19 protein-coding genes are annotated in these 16,006 nt (G+C 36.7%); 11 read left to right on the top strand and 8 right to left on the bottom strand.

Annotated elements, in window-relative coordinates:
- The first annotated feature begins 5 nt into the window (after positions 1 to 5).
- Both F0365_RS03390 and pckA read left to right on the top strand, forming a co-directional pair.
- Complete coding sequence (locus F0365_RS03390) at positions 6 to 401, top strand: DUF423 domain-containing protein (RefSeq protein ID WP_169932400.1); 396 nt, start codon at positions 6 to 8, stop codon at positions 399 to 401.
- Between the two features lie 54 nt (positions 402 to 455).
- Positions 456 to 2,069 carry a phosphoenolpyruvate carboxykinase (ATP) gene (gene pckA, locus F0365_RS03385; protein WP_169932399.1) on the top strand — a complete coding sequence of 538 codons (1,614 nt, stop codon included), beginning with the start codon at positions 456 to 458 and terminating at the stop codon, positions 2,067 to 2,069.
- 120 nt (positions 2,070 to 2,189) lie between these two features.
- On the opposite strand, the gene F0365_RS03380 is transcribed toward pckA, so the two are convergent.
- Both F0365_RS03380 and F0365_RS03375 read right to left on the bottom strand, forming a co-directional pair.
- On the bottom strand, positions 2,190 to 2,930 hold the full coding sequence (locus tag F0365_RS03380; protein WP_169932398.1) for a uroporphyrinogen-III synthase: 741 nt from the start codon (positions 2,928 to 2,930) through the stop codon (positions 2,190 to 2,192).
- 27 nt (positions 2,931 to 2,957) lie between these two features.
- Positions 2,958 to 3,608: a DUF4271 domain-containing protein gene (locus F0365_RS03375; RefSeq protein WP_169932397.1), complete on the bottom strand. Its 651-nt coding sequence runs from the start codon at positions 3,606 to 3,608 to the stop codon at positions 2,958 to 2,960.
- 77 nt (positions 3,609 to 3,685) lie between these two features.
- Here F0365_RS03375 and F0365_RS03370 point away from each other — a divergent pair, with 77 nt between their 5' ends.
- Genes F0365_RS03370 through F0365_RS03360 form a run of 3 tightly spaced genes read left to right on the top strand, consistent with a single transcriptional unit; the run spans position 3,686 to position 6,188 of the window.
- Entirely contained in the window at positions 3,686 to 4,417 is a 732-nt protein-coding gene (locus F0365_RS03370; protein ID WP_169932396.1) for a polyprenol monophosphomannose synthase, read from the top strand.
- Positions 4,414 to 5,754: a dihydroorotase gene (locus F0365_RS03365; protein ID WP_169932395.1), complete on the top strand. Its 1,341-nt coding sequence runs from the start codon at positions 4,414 to 4,416 to the stop codon at positions 5,752 to 5,754. The genes F0365_RS03370 and F0365_RS03365 overlap by 4 nt, the downstream gene beginning before the upstream one ends.
- Positions 5,751 to 6,188, top strand: a complete 438-nt coding sequence (locus F0365_RS03360) for a DUF4296 domain-containing protein (RefSeq protein WP_169932394.1) — start codon at positions 5,751 to 5,753, stop codon at positions 6,186 to 6,188. Before F0365_RS03365 ends, F0365_RS03360 begins: the two co-directional genes overlap by 4 nt.
- 1 nt (position 6,189) lies before the next feature.
- Here the strand turns inward: F0365_RS03360 and F0365_RS03355 are convergent, their stop codons facing one another.
- Positions 6,190 to 7,188 carry an NAD-dependent epimerase/dehydratase family protein gene (locus F0365_RS03355; protein WP_169932393.1) on the bottom strand — a complete coding sequence of 333 codons (999 nt, stop codon included), beginning with the start codon at positions 7,186 to 7,188 and terminating at the stop codon, positions 6,190 to 6,192.
- A gap of 83 nt (positions 7,189 to 7,271) precedes the next feature.
- Between F0365_RS03355 and tyrS the strand changes: the two genes are divergently transcribed.
- Positions 7,272 to 8,570 carry a tyrosine--tRNA ligase gene (tyrS, locus tag F0365_RS03350; protein ID WP_169932392.1) on the top strand — a complete coding sequence of 433 codons (1,299 nt, stop codon included), beginning with the start codon at positions 7,272 to 7,274 and terminating at the stop codon, positions 8,568 to 8,570.
- 110 nt (positions 8,571 to 8,680) lie between these two features.
- On the opposite strand, the gene F0365_RS03345 is transcribed toward tyrS, so the two are convergent.
- From F0365_RS03345 to F0365_RS03335, 3 genes are all read right to left on the bottom strand, one after another.
- The gene (locus tag F0365_RS03345; protein WP_169932391.1) at positions 8,681 to 8,992 is read right to left on the bottom strand and encodes a hypothetical protein; all 312 of its coding nucleotides are present in this window, start codon (positions 8,990 to 8,992) and stop codon (positions 8,681 to 8,683) included.
- A 250-nt stretch (positions 8,993 to 9,242) separates the two neighbouring features.
- Positions 9,243 to 10,250: an acyl transferase gene (locus F0365_RS03340; protein ID WP_169932390.1), complete on the bottom strand. Its 1,008-nt coding sequence runs from the start codon at positions 10,248 to 10,250 to the stop codon at positions 9,243 to 9,245.
- A 44-nt stretch (positions 10,251 to 10,294) separates the two neighbouring features.
- Positions 10,295 to 10,444, bottom strand: coding sequence for a hypothetical protein (locus tag F0365_RS03335; protein ID WP_169932389.1), 150 nt, complete (start codon positions 10,442 to 10,444; stop codon positions 10,295 to 10,297).
- A gap of 220 nt (positions 10,445 to 10,664) precedes the next feature.
- Between F0365_RS03335 and F0365_RS03330 the strand changes: the two genes are divergently transcribed.
- Together F0365_RS03330 and F0365_RS03325 are read left to right on the top strand one after the other, a co-directional pair.
- Positions 10,665 to 11,363, top strand: a complete 699-nt coding sequence (locus F0365_RS03330) for a response regulator transcription factor (RefSeq protein WP_240961864.1) — start codon at positions 10,665 to 10,667, stop codon at positions 11,361 to 11,363.
- Positions 11,353 to 12,441: a sensor histidine kinase gene (locus F0365_RS03325; protein ID WP_169932388.1), complete on the top strand. Its 1,089-nt coding sequence runs from the start codon at positions 11,353 to 11,355 to the stop codon at positions 12,439 to 12,441. Before F0365_RS03330 ends, F0365_RS03325 begins: the two co-directional genes overlap by 11 nt.
- Here the strand turns inward: F0365_RS03325 and F0365_RS03320 are convergent.
- Positions 12,345 to 13,454, bottom strand: coding sequence for a glycosyltransferase (locus F0365_RS03320; RefSeq protein WP_169932387.1), 1,110 nt, complete (start codon positions 13,452 to 13,454; stop codon positions 12,345 to 12,347). The two genes, F0365_RS03325 and F0365_RS03320, sit on opposite strands and share 97 nt — an antisense overlap.
- Positions 13,455 to 13,523: 69 nt before the next feature.
- Here F0365_RS03320 and trmB point away from each other — a divergent pair, with 69 nt between their 5' ends.
- From trmB to F0365_RS03305, 3 genes are read left to right on the top strand one after another with little or no spacing between them, the layout of a single operon-like run.
- Complete coding sequence (trmB, locus tag F0365_RS03315) at positions 13,524 to 14,192, top strand: tRNA (guanosine(46)-N7)-methyltransferase TrmB (RefSeq protein ID WP_169932386.1); 669 nt, start codon at positions 13,524 to 13,526, stop codon at positions 14,190 to 14,192.
- Entirely contained in the window at positions 14,192 to 14,818 is a 627-nt protein-coding gene (locus tag F0365_RS03310) for a LysE family transporter (protein WP_169932385.1), read from the top strand. The genes trmB and F0365_RS03310 overlap by 1 nt, the downstream gene beginning before the upstream one ends.
- Positions 14,815 to 15,153 (top strand): MGMT family protein, encoded by a 339-nt coding sequence (locus F0365_RS03305; RefSeq protein WP_169932384.1) that lies wholly within the window; start codon positions 14,815 to 14,817, stop codon positions 15,151 to 15,153. The genes F0365_RS03310 and F0365_RS03305 overlap by 4 nt, the downstream gene beginning before the upstream one ends.
- 54 nt (positions 15,154 to 15,207) lie before the next feature.
- On the opposite strand, the gene F0365_RS03300 is transcribed toward F0365_RS03305, so the two are convergent.
- A complete protein-coding gene (locus F0365_RS03300; protein ID WP_169932383.1) occupies positions 15,208 to 15,981 on the bottom strand; it encodes a THC0290_0291 family protein in 774 nt (257 codons plus the stop codon).
- Positions 15,982 to 16,006: the final 25 nt, after the last annotated feature.

Genomic DNA, 16,006 nt, shown 5'->3' with positions numbered 1-16,006 from the left:
ATATAATGGAAAGAAATTTGTTAATTGCTGGATGTAGTTTTGCTGTAATGGCTGTAATTCTAGGAGCATTGGGTGCTCATGCTCTTGAAAAAGTATTGGAACCGCAACAAGTAAAAAGTTTTGAAACCGGTGTGCGATATCAATTATTTCATGCCATTGCTTTGATTGCTTTTTCTCAAGTGAATCTACTAACGGATGCTTCAAAAAACATTCTATTGTATCTATTTGTAATCGGAATGATTCTTTTTTCTTTTAGTATTTATGGGCTTTCTCTATCTAAATGGCTCCATATAAATTTAAAATTCCTAGGACCTATAACCCCTTTGGGAGGTTTAAGCTTAATTTCGGGATGGTTTTTTGCATTGTGGAAAATCATTTCACATAATTCTATTAATAATTAGTGAGACCCATTTTAGTGTTATATTTTTGTGCGATATCTAACTAAACGGATTATCATGGGTTCAAACACCTCTACCGCGCAATCGATTGCGCTAACCGAATGGGGAATCGAAAATTCCAAAATTAATTACCAACTCACACCTGAAATTCTACAAGAAAAAACTGTCAAGGATTATGGCGGCAAAGAAACTGATAATGGCACACTAGCGGTCCATACTGGTGAATTTACTGGGCGTTCTCCGCTGGATCGTTTTATTGTTAAAGATGATGTGACTAAAGATAGCGTCTGGTGGGGTAATATCAACATTCCTTTTGAGTCAGATAAATTTGATGCGCTCTTGCACAAGGTGACTGCTTATTTAGATGGTAAAGAACTTTTTGTACGCGATGCTTATGCTTGTGCTCACGAGGATTACAGTCTTAAATTAAGGGTTATTAATGAGTACCCTTGGTCTAATATGTTTGCATACAATATGTTTATCAGACCAACGGAAGAGCAACTCGATGGCTTTGATCCAGAATGGACTGTTATAAATGCACCAGGTTTTATGGCTGTTCCAGACCAAGATGGAACAAGACAGCACAATTTTGCTATTCTTAATTTCACTAGAAAGATCGCTCTTATTGGAGGTACAGGTTATACTGGGGAGATTAAGAAAGGTGTTTTTAGTGCTCTCAATTTTATTTTACCTGTGTATAAAAACACCTTACCAATGCACTGTAGTGCAAACGTAGGTGAAGATGGTAATACCGCTATCTTCTTTGGATTAAGCGGTACTGGAAAAACAACACTTTCTACAGATCCAGAAAGAGAATTGATAGGAGATGACGAGCACGGTTGGACAGAAGATAATGAAGTCTTTAATTTTGAAGGAGGTTGTTATGCCAAAGTGATCCACCTGGATCCAGAAGGAGAGCCAGAAATCTATAACGCCATCAAGCCAGGTGCGATTTTAGAAAATGTCATTTTTAATAAAGATAACAGTGTTAATTTTGCTGATACTTCTATTACTCAAAATACACGAGTAAGTTATCCTATTGATCATATTGAAAATATCAAGGAGCCATCTGTAGGTAAGAACCCTAAGAATATCTTTTTCCTGACAGCAGATGCTTTTGGTGTATTACCTCCTATATCTAAATTGACTCCAGGTCAGGCCGCTTATCATTTTATAAGTGGTTATACAGCAAAAGTTGCTGGAACTGAGGCTGGTGTTACGGAGCCAGTTCCTAGTTTTTCAGCCTGTTTTGGAGCTCCTTTTATGCCTTTACATCCTACTGTATATGCAGATATGTTGAGCAAAAAGATGAAGGAGTCTGGCGTTACAGTGTGGCTTGTAAATACAGGCTGGACTGGTGGTCCTTATGGTGTCGGAAATCGCATGAAATTAAAATATACCCGTGCTATGATTACTGCGGCTCTTGATGGTTCTTTAGAAGAAGCTAACAAAGGTAATTATCACTATCACTCTATGTTTGGTGTAGCGCAACCGTTAACATGCCCTAATGTACCCGCAGAAGTTTTGAGTCCTCGTAAATCTTGGAATAATGATAAAGGTTATTATGAAACCGCCGAAAAATTGAGACAGTTCTTTATTGATAACTTTAAAAAGTTTGAAGAGCAAGCCTCAGAAGAAATTCTTGCTGGTGGCCCTCCCAGAAAATTATAATCCTTAAAATTATAACTGATAAAAAAACGGCCTGAATAACTAATTCAGGACGTTTTTGTTTGTTATAATAGGGCCTATAATCTAGGCTGAGGTAGCTCAGGGCAAAAAAGGAATAAAGACTTAACCCTTATCCTTAATATAATTCTCTATAGCCATAGTCATTGATGGAGATTCTGGAGTAGGTGCTTGAATATCAACTCTCAAACCCTTGTCTGTCGCGGCTTTCATAGTCGTATTGCCAAACACCGCAATGCGAGTTTGCTCTTGTGTAAACCCAGGGAAATTTTGAAACAGTGATTCAATCCCACTAGGGCTAAAGAATACTAAGACATCATACTTTACATCTGCAAGATCTGATAGATCACTGATTACAGTGCGGAAAAAAGTACCACTCGTCCAATCTACTCCTAGTTTATCCAATTCTGTTGGAGTAGAATCTCCTAGCTTATCAGAACTAGGGACTAAAAAGATCTCGCTTTTATGCTTCTTTATAAGAGGACATAACTCTGGAAAAGTTCTTTTTCCTACATAAATTTTACGCTTTCGGTATACTACATATTTCTGTAAATAATAAGCAACAGCCTCACTTTGACAAAAATATTTTAAAGAATCCGGAATTTTAAAGCGCATCTCTTCAGATACTCTAAAGAAATGATCCACCGCGTTACGGCTTGTTAAAACAATAGCAGTAAACTTAGACAGATCAATTTTTTGTTCACGTACCTCTTTTGCCGAAGCTCCCTCAACATGTATGAAGGAACGAAAATCGATTCTCACTTTTGTCCTGTCCACCAAATTTTGATATGGTGAATTTTCCATTTTAGGTTCAGGTTGGGAAACTAAAATTGTTTTCACTTTCATATATGTTTTTCTATTAGAGTCAAGTTTTCACAACATAAAATACTTATATAAAAGTAGATAGGGCGTGATTTCAAGCGCGCAAAGGTACAAAATAAAATACAAATGAGCAGAGAATAGAAGGCTTCGGTATGTATATATTAATATCAAATGGTATACAAAAAGAACAAATCCAATGATAATCAGGGAGGTGAGTAGAGCCGTTTCATTCATATCGCACAGATAAATAATAATGCAGTTTATAATAAGTAGGGGGTAAGCAAACATTGCTCTATAAATATTCCTGTGGTGATCAACGATAATTAATAATTGCTCAAAATTGCAAAGGGTTGCGATAAGCTTTCCAATAAAATGTTGGGTGAGAAAAAAAACAGATAGGAATGTCAAGCTTAGTAAAAAGCCGTTAATTTCTATCGGAAGTTGTTTCTCCTTTTGATAAAATACATATATAAATAAGGCTATGTTGATGGTGTATACGACCACATTACCTGTAATTAATACGGAAGAACCCTCTTCTCCATTCCTAGAAAGTTTAATAAATCGGTCTTTAAAGTAACAGCTTAATAAATCAGTAATATGAAACTTAGAAAACCATCTCGCAACAGCGAGAATCAACACACAAAATAATAAGGTGATGCTGATCCAGTCGTTGAGCTCCATATGTCGTAGTTCTATATGCATTTAAGATGGTAAAAATAATATGATTTAACAAACGTTCACAAAGCTGGTTGATTTATTGTTTATTTTAGCCGCTGATTATGAAAAATACGCTAATTATTATTCCTACATTTAATGAGTTGGAGAATATCCAATTGATGGTAGATGCTGTTTTAAATCAAAATCAACACTTACACCTGCTTATTGTGGACGATTCCTCCCCAGATGGTACTGCTCAAGTGGTGAGAAATAATTTAAAGCAATACCCTGACCGATTATTTATAGAAGAGCGCGAAGGTAAACAAGGACTAGGAACTGCTTACATTCACGGATTTAAATGGGCTTTAAAAAGGGACTACGAATATATTTTTGAGATGGATGCAGATTTCTCACACGACCCTAACGACTTGCCTTATCTATACGAAGTTTGTTCAAAAAAAGGCGCCGACCTCGCCATAGGAAGTAGGTATGTAAAAGGAGTAAATGTAGTGAACTGGCCTATGTCACGAGTCTTGTTATCTTATTTTGCCTCAAAATACGTAAGATTGATAACAAGAATGAATATTCACGATACTACTGCTGGATTTGTTTGTTATCGAGCCTCTCTTTTAAGAAAATTTAATTTAGATAAGATTAAATTTGTGGGCTATGCGTTTCAAATAGAAATGAAGTTTAAAGCATTTTTATTGAAAGCAAAAATTGTAGAGCTCCCCGTTATCTTTACAGATAGGTCTAGGGGACAGTCTAAGATGAGCAGTAGCATCATAAGTGAAGCTGTATTGGGAGTAATGATTATGAAAATGAAAAGTTTGATAGGGAAACTAGAGATATGAAAAAAACTTTAATTAAAAATGCAAAGATTGTTACCGATGGTGTAACAAAGCAAGGCGATGTTTATATAGAAGGGGATACAATTATTGAAATTGCAGAAAGCATCAGTGCTAAAAATGCAGATACGGTAATCATTGACATAGAGGGGAATTATTTATTACCTGGGGTTATTGATGATCAAGTACATTTTAGAGAGCCAGGCCTTACTCATAAAGCAACTATTGCAACAGAAAGTGCTGCCGCAGTCGCTGGTGGAATCACGACATTTATGGAGATGCCTAATACAAACCCCCAGACCACAACTATTGAGGAATGGGAAAGTAAAATGGCAATCGCTCAGCGAGATAGTCATGCAAATTATGCCTTCATGTTCGGTGGTACAAATGATAATCTAAAAGAGATTTTAAAAGTAGACACCTCTAGAGTACCCGCATTAAAACTTTTCTTAGGCTCCTCAACAGGTAACATGCTTGTAGATGATAAAGAAGTGTTAAGGGAGATTTTTTCGAATGTAAAACTGCGCATCGCTCTTCATTGTGAAGATGAGGCTACTATCACTGCAAACTTTAAAAAAGCCTTTGAAAAGTATGGAGATGATATCCCTATGGATCAACATCCCGTTATAAGAGATGAAGACGCCTGTTATATAAGCAGTAGTGGAGCTATAGAATTAGCAAGGGAAACTGGTGCTAGAATACACGTATTCCATTTGTCAACAGGCAAGGAAACAGCCCTGTTCTCTAACAAGCAAGCTATCGTGGATAAACAAATTACTTCAGAAGTCTGTATACATCACTTGTGGTTCAGTGATGAAGATTATGCGACAAAAGGAAAGTTTATCAAGTGGAATCCTGCAGTGAAAACAGCTGCTGATCGAGAACAATTATGGGAAGCACTTCTTGATGACCGCATAGATGTCATCGCAACAGATCACGCGCCACATACACTAGAAGAGAAATCAAACCCTTATACTTCTTGTCCTAGCGGTGGGCCTTTAGTCCAGCATGCGTTACCCGCGATGTTACAATTTGTCCACGATGAAAAAATCACTATGGAGAAAGTAGTAGAGAAAATGTGTCACAACCCAGCCTTATTGTTTGATATAGAAAAAAGAGGTTATATAAGAGTAGGCTATAAGGCAGACCTTGTTGTTGTAGATACCAATAACCCCTGGACCGTTACTAAAGAAAATGTGCTAGCAAAATGTGGCTGGTCACCATTTGAAGGAGTTACCTTTAAAAGTCGCATTATGCAAACTTTTGTAAATGGAGAACTGGCTTATAAGAATTTTAAAGTATCTAAAAATAAAAATGCTCAGGAACTATCATTTGTAAGATGAATAAAATAATAGCAGTAATTTTAGTGCTTTTTACAATATCATGTTCTGATGTGGAGAAATCTCCTGAACCAAAAATTTTTTTTTCTAAAGACAAAATGGCTGCGTTAATAACAGATTTATACCTGGTCGAGGGAGCTATTTCTTCTAATAAAGGGGCTTATCTTAAAACTGGTATACAGCCCAGTTCTTTTTTGTATGAGAAGTATGATATGGACAGCATTACTTTTCAAGAGAATTTGAATTATTACACAGACCGAGTAGAAGAGTATCTGTTGATCATGGATGAGGTTCAAGAAAACTTTAAATCACTACAGGATTCTTTAAACGCAAGACAAGAAATAATTAATAAAGAGGAGCAGAGGCGTGTTTCTAACAACACACCTAAGGATCCCGGCAAAGAACTTGAGAAATCAGATCCTGACGAAGAACTTTAAATTAGTTCCTCTGCCTATAAAAAGTAGCAACTCGATCAATAGTTTTCTGTACAGGTGTCAACTCAAAGTTCAATACTGATTTAATTTTAGCATTAGAATACTTAGTTTTTGATGTCATAGACTGCACTTTTGCCATACTTAATCTAGGTGTAAAACCTAATAAATTAGGAACTTTAAGCAGGTAATAAATGAATTTTAAAAAACCGCTTTTGAGTTGAATATTGGGCTTAGATTTCTGTAAGCTTAAAGCAATTTGATCTAAAACCTCGCGATAGGTTTTGTTTTCTGCAACGAGAATATACCGGTCATTTTTAAGTTCGCTTTCTGTAAGGTATTGCATGGCTCGTGTGACATCTCGCACATCTATAAAACCGCTACTGCCCTTGGTATAAAATTTATTTCCAGAGGCCATTTTACTGATCAGTTGACCAGAGCCACTTTTCCAGTTTCCTTCTCCTATGATAACACCTGGGTTAACGATGATAACATCCAGGTCTTCTTGGGTTCCTCGCCAGGCTTCCATTTCTGCGCCAAATTTAGTGATCGCATAATTGGTATTCAGTCCGTCTAGATTGAAAAAATCGTCCTCATTTACCGGTCTATTGCCTATAGCTTCGCCTAGTGCTGCTATACTGCTTACATGGCAAAATTTCTTAACGCCTAGAGCGAGAGCTACATTTATCATATTTTCTGTACCGCGCATGTTGATATTTTTCATTTCCTCAAAAGGAAGATGATCTATCGCAGCGGCACAATGATAAACCGTTGTAACATTTTGCATTGCCATTTCTAGGCTTGGTGTTTCTAGAATATCGGACTGTTTCCATTGAAAAGTATCTACTAGGGCACCGGCACCTTTTTCATAAGATTCAAAGATCTCCCGAGTTTTATCTAAGCTTTTCATATCACGATAGGTAGCAATGATATTTTTTCCGCTTTCGCGAAAGCGGTATAACAAATGTCCCCCTACTAATCCTGTTGCTCCTGTGATTAAAATCATAGTGTAAAAATAAACAATACAAGGCTTAAAAAACCTTTAAAAACAGCCAAACCACATATATTTGCAGCCGTAAAACTTCAATTATGGCTTACAACTTTGTACAAGAATTAAAATGGCGCGGGATGATACATGATATCATGCCAGATACGGAAGAAATGCTTCAAAGTGAAGTTGTTTCTGGTTATATAGGTTTTGATCCAACGGCAGACTCCCTTCACATAGGAAGTCTTGTACAGATCATATTACTCATGCATTTACAACGTGCGGGTCACAGACCTATTGCGCTTGTAGGTGGAGCAACTGGTATGATAGGGGATCCTAGTGGTAAAAGTGCTGAGCGTAACTTGCTGACCCAAGATATTCTCGATAAAAATATCGCAGGAGTAAAAAGTGTGATCGCTAGATTTATAGATTTTGAGGCTGGTGAAGAAGCTACACGTGCAAAGTTGGTCAATAATTACGACTGGATGAAGGACTTTAGCCTTATTGATTTTGCTCGCGATATCGGTAAGCATATTACCGTTAATTACATGATGGCAAAAGAGTCTGTAAAAAAACGTGTGTCTGGAGAAGGCGACGGAATGAGTTTTACAGAATTTACCTACCAGTTATTTCAAGGCTATGATTACTTACATCTTTATGAAAAGGAAGCTTGTAAATTACAAATAGGAGGTTCTGACCAATGGGGAAATATAACCACAGGAACAGAATTGATACGTCGCAAGGCGAGAGGTAAAGCTTATGCAATTACAACTCCTCTGGTAACAAAAGCCGATGGAACAAAATTTGGTAAAACGGAAGGTGGAAACATTTGGCTGGATGCAGATAAAACTAGCGTTTATAAATTTTACCAATTTTGGATCACAGCAACAGATGATGATGCTGTCAACTGGATCAAGATCTTCACTTTCTTAGATCAAGAAACCTGTGAAGCTTTAATTGAAGAACATCAAAAAGATCCTGGTTATAGAGTGCTACAAAAACGCCTTGCTGAAGAGGTGACCACTATGGTTCACGGTAAAGAAGCTTATGAAACTGCTGTAGAAGCTTCTGGAATTCTCTTTTCCAAAAAGGTAACTCCAGAGCAATGGGGTAAAATGGATCAAGCGACTTTATTAGAAATTTTTGATGGCGTGCCGCAGGTAGAAATTGAAAGATCTTCTATTGCAAATGGAGTGGACATCGTTAGCTTTATGAATGAAACTACAGGTTTTTTACCTTCTAACGGCGAAGTACGTAGAGCACTTAAAGAAAACAGTCTAAGTGTCAATAAAAATAAGATTACCGAAGACAAGATGATTACTGAAGAAGATGTGATTGCTGGTAATATGATCTTGTTGCAACGCGGTAAGAAGAATTACTTTTTGGTGGTTTTAAAGTAAGTTTTTGTTTAAGTATTTCATGTTTTTGACAAGGGGAGACTTAAGTCTCCCCTTGTCAAAAACCAATTAGTACAATTAGTATTTTACTAATGGAGATGATGGAGCATAACTTATTCTACTATAGTAAACCTAGATTTACAACCTTCAAAGCAAGAAAAATTTAAAGGCCTTAATTCTAAAAGTCCATCAATAAAACTATAAGAGTATTTGAAAACACCATTAGGAGATTCATAACCTGCGGTAAAATTAAAGCAGCGATAATTGAATTCTATTTCTTCAGAATATACGGTGATTGCTCCATTAGTACATTCTTTAAATGGTGAGGAGATATAAGTATTGCTATTTGTAACTGTGATTTCAAAACCATCTGTCACATCACTCCATCCATTAGCAGTAGTTGGGTTAGAGTAACTTTGAATCAACTTCCATGTTGCTATTATAGTCTCTTTACCGTCTTATGAATCGGTTTCTATTACATCATTACTACTACAGCCAGTGAAAGCTATAATCATAAATAACATATATTTAAATAGTTTCACATTACTTATTTTCATAATTATTAAGTTTAAATAACTAAATAACTACCAAGCTTTTTTGATGATTCAACTAAGTACCTAATTACTTTAAAGGACCTCAGATTCTAATAAATGAAGGAGTGTTTTTAACTAATTCTCAATCCACCGCCATCAAATTGCAACCTCTGATATCAGAATGGTCGAATCTTCCAAGAACTTGAAAACTGCCATCTTCAAAACTCTTCCCTAAGTCCTGCGTTGCAATGAACGAGCAAGAATTATAGTTCGCAAGATCAATAATATTGAGTCCGCCAGTTTTGCCGTCATCTATTGCTGATAGAGGATCGTTAGTGTCTCTTGTACTTACTTTCATCCATGGCGGCGTCGTGAAGTTGATACCATCACTAGCATAGGCTTGTGAAAGTAATTCGGTCATTCCGTATTCGCTTTGAATACTAGCGTTAGGAAATGCTGTTCTAAGTGTGTTGTGGAGCTCTGGTTTTACAATCTCTTTGCGCATCCCTTTCATTCCGCCAGTTTCTATAATGATGACATTCTTTAAAGGCATGGAATGTTCTTCAGCAAGTTGTAAAAGAGCAAAGGTGACTCCTATTAGAATTATTTTTTGATTGGTTTTTTCAAAGCTTTTTAAAACTTTAGCAAGTTCTTCTAAGTTGTTGAGGTAAAAGCCACTTTCTGATCTTGTAGAATCAGTTATCCATCGTTGTGCCATGTGAACTAGAGAAGAGCCGCTGCGATCTAAATAATGAGGCAAAAGGGCAAGAATTACATAGTCTTTACTATCGCCGTAGGTTTCTATAAAACTATGATCTAAACTTTGATTATAGACATGTAGATCGGTAACATGATGTTTTGAGACAATACTGCCTGTGGTGCCACTGCTGGTAAAAGTGATTTGGACTGGTCGTTTATCGCTTACCACGGTATGCGATTTGAAAAACTGTATGGGTATAAAGGGGATCTCTTCTAGACGAGAAGCTTCAGTTTTATTGATGAGGTGACAGTACTGATGATAAACAGGGTTTTCTCGTAATTGATAACGATAAATTTCCAAAGCGATTCTTTCAAATGCTTCACTGGAATGTATATCAAAAACGGGAAATTTCACAACTAGAATTTGAGACAAAAGTAAATAAAAAAGCATCACTAACTGTTATCTGGCCGTTGCTATCAACATCTAAAGTCAGGTTAACCAAAATCTATGGCAAAGCTAGATGTTCCTCTACCATTACGGGGCATGACATCATTATTTGCGTTGATAAAACGCTCCGTATCTATTACGGAAATAAATTTGTTACATTTTTTAGGAATGTAGGGTTTTCCTAAAGTGTACTCCACGGGTCATCAGTTTTTACAGTAGGCTTATAGCTATAGAAAACTATTTGACAACCACGTTTTTATGCTTTGTTTTTAAAGTTTTATGTATTCCGCTTTCGCGAAAGCAGAATACATAAATTATTTTCATAACTTCCATCTTTTAAAACACGGAGTTAACCTAAAGCTAACATGAATTTAAAATCATTGCGCAACTATCTTATTAATTTAGCCTTCTAAGCATATGAAAGAAGAAATGAAAGACGCTAAAGCCAAAATTCTATTAGTAGATGATGAGCCGGATATTCTAGAAATAGTAGCATACAATCTGAAAAACGAAGGGTATCAAGTCTATACGGCAGAGAATGGTGAAGAAGCCCTCAAAAAAGCAAAAAAGAAAAAGCCAGACCTCATTATCTTAGATGTGATGATGCCAGTTATGGACGGAATCGAAGCTTGCGAGAAAATGCGTAAACTACCCGAGCTGGACGGTACTGTGATTACTTTTCTCACTGCTAGAGGAGAAGATTACTCTATGATTGCAGGTTTTGATGCAGGAGCAGACGATTATATTACTAAACCCGTAAAGCCACGTGTTTTAGTTTCTAAAGTGAAATCACTCTTAAGACGTAGAGAAAGTGCTGCTGCAGCAAGCTCAAATATTGTAAAATTAGGTGATCTTATCATCGATCGTGATCAATACAAAATAGTCTACAAGAAAGAAGAAATGATCTTGCCTCGCAAAGAATTTGAATTACTTTCATTACTCACTACAAAGCCAGGTAAGGTTTTTAAACGAGAAGAAATTCTCGATATAGTATGGGGTAACGAAGTCATTGTAGGTGGGCGTACTATAGATGTTCATATTAGAAAGCTGCGGGAGAAACTAGGTGATGATAGTTTTAAAACGGTCAAAGGGGTAGGTTATAAGTATGTCAAATAATACGACATCACAAAGAAAAAGTTACCGATTTGCAATTAGATCATCGATCTACATTACAGCCTTCTTATTTTTAATTTTATTCTTGATCACCTTTATTGATGGGGTGCAATTCCCTGTTCCTGTACTTTTAGGGACGACCATAGCAAGTTTTATTCTGTGTTTTGTGATTATTCAATACCGAGTGCAGCGATTTATTTACCGTCGTATCAAACGTATTTATGAAGATGTTTCACTTCTAGAATCTAGTAATTTTACGGATCGCGAGATTGCGACAGACATGCGCACACTGAAGGAGCAAGTAGAACGATTTGCCCGAAATAAAAAGATCGAAATCGAAACTCTTCAAATACGAGAAAACTACAGGAAGGAATTCTTAGGTAATATATCTCATGAATTGAAGACACCTTTGTTTACAGTACAAGGTTATATAGACACACTTATAGATGGCGCGCATAAAGATAAAGCCATTCGGAAGAAATACCTGGAACGAGCTCAAAAAGGCGTGGAGCGACTTACGTATATTGTAAGGGATATGGATATGATTACCAGACTAGAAGTGGGTGATATGAGTCTGGATAAGGAAAACTTTGACATCATTACCTTGATAAAGCAGGTTTTTGATCAGTTTGAAATGAAGGCAGCAAAGAAAAACATTTCTTTAGTCTTTGATATGAAATACGATCAACCTATTATGGTCCATGCAGACCAAGAAAGAATACTTCAAGTAATTTCAAATCTCATTGTAAATTCCATTAAATACGGAAAACAAAATGGAACCACCGAAGTAGCAGTGGAAGACCTCATCAACAATAAAGTAATTTTAAGGGTAACCGATAATGGTGAAGGAATTAAACCAGAGTTTATTCCTAGGTTATTTGAACGGTTCTTTAGAGTCGATAGAACTGGATCGCGTAAAGAAGGAGGCTCTGGATTAGGGCTTGCGATCGTTAAACATATTGTGGAAGCACATGGAGAGCGTATTTATGTAGATAGTGAGTTAGGGATAGGGTCTGAATTTTCATTTACGCTAGAAAAAGTTTCTTCTAATACCGAAGACAGCGACCTTGAAGAAGACTGAATACTTCCCAACCCTTTATAGTGCTCCACGCGAGATAGCATTTGTATGTGAAATTCTTCTTGAGTAGCGCAGGGAACAATTCCTTTTTGATCTAATAATTCGGCGAGGTATTCTTGTTCAAATTGGCCTGGAGTAGGAATGAAAAATGCTTTTTTACCCATTTTTTGTAGGTCCATAATAGTCGTATAACCACTTCTACTCAATACCATTTCAGAACGATCTAGTGCTTTCTGTAATCCATCTGTAGAAAGATAGTTGTAGTAAGTAAGGCGTCCTTTTTTCTCTACCTTTTGTTCCTTCTCTACTTTACCGGCTATAAATAACACCTCTCCCTCATATGTTTTGAGCTCAGCAAGCAATTTTTTCTCTAGAATACCTCTTTGAGGCTCTGGGCCAGATAGCAATACCATTAGATCGTATTTTTTTTGGTAATTACCAGTATTCTTAAATCTAGAAAGAGGTCCTAGATACACTTTTTCAATTTCAAAATCGTCGTTATAGGAAAGTTTGCCAGATAGGTTGTCTGGTCCATCTACATCAGGAATCCAACAGTAGTCGTATTTTTTTATATAATGCAAGTGCAATTGCGTACTCAACCATGTGGTGGTGCCAGATAATACTTGTAATTGATGTGTTATAATTACAGAAGGTACGAGGTTGCTATAAAGTCCCAGCCTATTGTCAGAGATGATTCCTGAAATATTATGTTTAAGAATGATTTCTTGAAGCATCTGTTGCTCATTGCGTATAGCCATCCATATTTTAGGGGAGTCCTTAAGCATTTTGAGCTTTAAATTTTGCCCTTCTTTGGCATATTCTATGTCATAAGAAGGAAGCTCTATAAAGGTTTGTCTTGGATATTCTTTTTTAAGTAGCGCTAGTGCTAGTCCATCACTAGCGATAATAGGTCGGTTACCCTTTTTAATAATTGCATTTATAATAGGAATACACCTAGTGGCGTGACCTAACCCCCAGTTTAGCGGGGCAACCAAAATGTTTTTGGATTTTTGCATGGAGTAAATATACAATGACTTTGTAATCAGGTATATTTGTAGGTATTAATTAACCTTTAAATAATTGTATTGGGAAGTAAGAATAAACTCAAACGATTTAACGAAAACGAAACATTCAAAAATGTCATTCAGCCCTCTCGGGAGGAGGTGGTCTCTGGTTTTAAACATCAGGGAAAATGGAATGAGTTTTTTGGAAATAATCTCCCTATAACTCTTGAGTTGGGTTGTGGTAAAGGGGAGTATACTGTTGCGTTAGCCCGTAAATACCCCGACCGTAATTTTATAGGTATTGACATTAAAGGTGCGCGTTTCTGGCGTGGAGCAAAAACGGCTCTAGAAGAAGGGCTCGATAACGTTGCCTTTATGAGAACTCAGATTGAGTTGGTAGATTTCGTTTTCGCGAAAGCGGAAATACAAGAAATATGGATCACATTTCCAGATCCTCAAATCAAGTATAAACGCACTAAGCACAGGATGACCAACCCTGATTTTCTATCCAAATACAAACACATCTTACAACCTGATGGTGTTATGAACCTCAAAACAGACTCTGAGTTCATGCACGGTTACACCTTAGGATTATTACAAGCAAGAGGGGAGGAAATCCTGTATGCTCATCATGATATTTATTCTAATACAGAGTCTCCAGAAGAAGTAACAGGAACTCAAACCTTTTATGAAAAACAATATTTAGAGACAGGAAAAGCAATTACTTATATCAAGTTTAAATTGAAGTAATGGTAGGATTATTACACTTGTTTTTTGGTCTTGTAATCGGGTTTGTAGGGGTTATCCCTCCCGGATTATTAAACCTTACAGCAGCTAAAATAAGTGTCAAACAAAACAGAAAAGCGGCTGTAATATTTGCTTTAGGCGCTTCCTTTGTGGTGGTAGGGCAAGTTTATATAGGTGTTTTTTTTTCTAAATTATTGAATGCTAATCCAGAAACCCTATTGCTCTTAGAACAGTTTGCTGTAATTGCTTTTGTTGGTCTTTCCATTTTCTTTTTTATTAGGGCTGCTCTTGATTCTGGAACTCCAGTGGTAAAGCAGATCAATAGGTCTGCTACTAAATTATTTGCTCAGGGAATTATCTTATCTGTGTTAAATATTTTTCCGATTCCGTTTTATATAGGATTCAGTTCCTTTCTTGCGGGAAAAGGATTGTTTGTCTTCACTTACCCAACCGCGCATTTGTTTATAATAGGAGCTTCTTGTGGTACGTTTTTAATGCTACTGGCCTATATAAAATATGTAAAGAAATTTGCTTTTGACAGCAATACTTTTGCCCGCAAGGTTAACTACATCTTGGGGGGACTCACCTTATTGATAGCCATATTTACGATCTTTAGAATATACGGATGAGTACTAAGGACTTTTATCTAAGAGTATATGAAGTGGTCAAGCAAATTCCTTATGGTCGAGTCACCAGTTATGGGGCTATTGCAAAAGTTCTCGGTACACCTCGAAGCAGTAGAACTGTAGGTTATGCTATGAACGCGTCGCATAATGACTCTGAAGTGCCGGCTCACAGAGTTGTAAACCGCAATGGGGTTCTTACGGGAAAGCATCATTTCTCTGGAACTCATCTGATGCAACAGTTATTAGAAAGTGAAGGTCTTATTATTGAACAAGATCAAATCAAAAATTTTAAAGAAAACTTTTGGGATCCACTAGAAGAATTAGGGATACAGGAATAAAAAAAGGGCTATTGAAATTCAATGGCCCTTTTTGTAATAAGTTATCAAGTGGTTTTATAAATAGAAAATATACCCCACGTTAAACCACCATATCCAGTCGTTTGCTCTGTTATTAACATTGTTAGGACTCAATCCATCTACATAGTTGCTGTCGACATAATAGTGCCACTTAGAAGAAATCAAGAGGTCACTTAAAGGGCCTACTTTATATCTAAAACCTATATCCCCTGTTATGGCTATAGCACTTCCTTGTGAGGTGTCTATACGATCTATAAAAGTAGGGAATGTAGTTATTGGGTTTCCTAAAGGTCCTAAAGTGCTTGTGGCTTCAGGTCTGTAATTTACATAGCGAGCTCCGAATCCCAAGTAAGGAGCAATTTTAGGTTGTCCTGATTGAAAATCTCTTATACTCAGTGGGTACCATTCGATCTGTGCGCCAGCTTCAAACACTTTTGCTTTACCTTCCATGGACCTAAGTTGTAAACCGCCTAGTGATAATTTTTCTGATTCAGGACCTAAATGATTTAGAGTAGTTTCATGATAAGCAATCTCACTTCGTATTTTAAAGTGGTCATTCCAGTAGGTATCAGCACTATAACAATCACAATCTGCACGATATGCAAAGTTGATGTAGTGCACTATTCCAACACCTATTCCTACGTTTCCTTTGTTCGTATTAAAATCGTAGCGCTCCCCATAGTCGCTTTGAAAAGCCACTGGGCCAGTGATAAAACCTAGTTCGTGAGAAAAACCTAATTGTGCATTACTAACTGTTACTATTGCAAAGAATAGCAAGACTGTAGCAATATATTTATGTGAGTGCATCATTAATAAAAAGACTTTATGCTAGCGA

Source organism: Nonlabens sp. Ci31 (assembly GCF_012974865.1).
Lineage (GTDB): Bacteria > Bacteroidota > Bacteroidia > Flavobacteriales > Flavobacteriaceae > Nonlabens.
This window is presented reverse-complemented; position numbering and strand designations above follow the sequence as displayed.

Bases quoted from the DNA above. Each gene is read 5' to 3' on its own strand.
- F0365_RS03390 (WP_169932400.1), top strand. From the start codon at position 6: ATGGAAAGAAATTTGTTAATTGCTGGATGTAGTTTTGCTGTAATGGCT.
- pckA (WP_169932399.1), top strand. From the start codon at position 456: ATGGGTTCAAACACCTCTACCGCGCAATCGATTGCGCTAACCGAATGG.
- F0365_RS03380 (WP_169932398.1), bottom strand. From the start codon at position 2,930: ATGAAAGTGAAAACAATTTTAGTTTCCCAACCTGAACCTAAAATGGAA.
- F0365_RS03375 (WP_169932397.1), bottom strand. From the start codon at position 3,608: ATGCATATAGAACTACGACATATGGAGCTCAACGACTGGATCAGCATC.
- F0365_RS03370 (WP_169932396.1), top strand. From the start codon at position 3,686: ATGAAAAATACGCTAATTATTATTCCTACATTTAATGAGTTGGAGAAT.
- F0365_RS03365 (WP_169932395.1), top strand. From the start codon at position 4,414: ATGAAAAAAACTTTAATTAAAAATGCAAAGATTGTTACCGATGGTGTA.
- F0365_RS03360 (WP_169932394.1), top strand. From the start codon at position 5,751: ATGAATAAAATAATAGCAGTAATTTTAGTGCTTTTTACAATATCATGT.
- F0365_RS03355 (WP_169932393.1), bottom strand. From the start codon at position 7,188: ATGATTTTAATCACAGGAGCAACAGGATTAGTAGGGGGACATTTGTTA.
- tyrS (WP_169932392.1), top strand. From the start codon at position 7,272: ATGGCTTACAACTTTGTACAAGAATTAAAATGGCGCGGGATGATACAT.
- F0365_RS03340 (WP_169932390.1), bottom strand. From the start codon at position 10,250: ATGCTTTTTTATTTACTTTTGTCTCAAATTCTAGTTGTGAAATTTCCC.
- F0365_RS03330 (WP_240961864.1), top strand. From the start codon at position 10,665: ATGAAAGAAGAAATGAAAGACGCTAAAGCCAAAATTCTATTAGTAGAT.
- F0365_RS03325 (WP_169932388.1), top strand. From the start codon at position 11,353: ATGTCAAATAATACGACATCACAAAGAAAAAGTTACCGATTTGCAATT.
- F0365_RS03320 (WP_169932387.1), bottom strand. From the start codon at position 13,454: ATGCAAAAATCCAAAAACATTTTGGTTGCCCCGCTAAACTGGGGGTTA.
- F0365_RS03310 (WP_169932385.1), top strand. From the start codon at position 14,192: ATGGTAGGATTATTACACTTGTTTTTTGGTCTTGTAATCGGGTTTGTA.
- F0365_RS03305 (WP_169932384.1), top strand. From the start codon at position 14,815: ATGAGTACTAAGGACTTTTATCTAAGAGTATATGAAGTGGTCAAGCAA.
- F0365_RS03300 (WP_169932383.1), bottom strand. From the start codon at position 15,981: ATGATGCACTCACATAAATATATTGCTACAGTCTTGCTATTCTTTGCA.